The following is a 919-nucleotide window of genomic DNA, read 5'->3' as shown; positions in this document are numbered from 1 at the left end:
CCTGCGATCCACGGCCGGCTGCCGGGATCGGCGGCCAGGCGCGCGCGGTCGGCAACGGCGATCTGCAGCGACAGCAACACGACCAGGCCGGCTACCAGCCCCCACTGCCAACGCGGGGTGGGCGGCGCGCGTTCGGGTGCCCGCATGAAACTGGGCGCGGGCGTGGCAGCAACGTTGGGCTCGATGGCCTCGACCGCCGCGACCGGAGCGGGGTCGATGTCCGCTTCGGTCTGCTCGATGTCCTCCACGTACGCCTCGGCAACACCGGGATTGTCCTCGTTGTTGTCCACCTCGCTGTCCGGGGCGACCTCGTCGACCGCCTCGGGCGTGGGCTCGGTGGACGCACGCAGGAACGTGGCCAGGGGACGTCGCGGTGGCGGGGTCGGTTCGGTCATCGCGTCATTCAAGCACGGCGCACGCCGGTGATGCGCATCCAGTCGTCGTCGCGTGCGACTTCAAGCTGTTCGAACCAGGCCGCGTAACGCACCAGCAGTTCGTCTTCCTGGCCGTGCAGGATGCCCGACAGCGCAATGCGGCCGCCCGGCGCCACGCGCGTGGCCAGTACATCGGCCAGCGCATCCAGCGCCGAGGCCAGGATGTTGGCCACCACCACCGGGTAGGTGGCCTGCGGTTCGTCGGCCGGCAGGTACACCTGCATGCGGTCCTGCCGCGCATTGCGCTCGGCGTTGTCGCCCGTGGCGAGTACCGCCTGCGGGTCGTTGTCCACGCCCACGGCCTTGGCCGCGCCAAGCTTGAGCGCGGCCAGCGCCAGGATGCCCGAGCCACAGCCGAAATCCAGCACGGTCTGCCCGGCCAGCGCGCCTTCGGTGGCCAGCCCATCCAGCCAGCGCAGGCACAGCGCGGTGGTCGGGTGGGTACCCGAACCAAACGCCAAGCCCGGGTCCAGCCGCACCACGGC

General features: G+C 71.3%; 1 protein-coding gene and 1 pseudogene. Both read right to left on the bottom strand.

The window, feature by feature from the left end:
• A pseudogene (locus INT12_RS30505) lies at window positions 1-395 on the bottom strand (hypothetical protein); the annotation flags it as partial.
• Between the two features lie 8 nt (window positions 396-403).
• On the bottom strand, window positions 404-919 hold a 516-nt coding region (locus INT12_RS30500), incomplete at its 5' end, for a 50S ribosomal protein L11 methyltransferase (RefSeq protein WP_193059181.1).

It is taken from the genome of Pseudomonas sp. K8, from assembly GCF_014889455.1.
GTDB lineage: Bacteria > Pseudomonadota > Gammaproteobacteria > Pseudomonadales > Pseudomonadaceae > Aquipseudomonas > Aquipseudomonas veronii.
The sequence above is the reverse complement of the archived record's forward strand: the minus strand, read 5'-3'. Positions and strand labels throughout refer to the sequence as shown.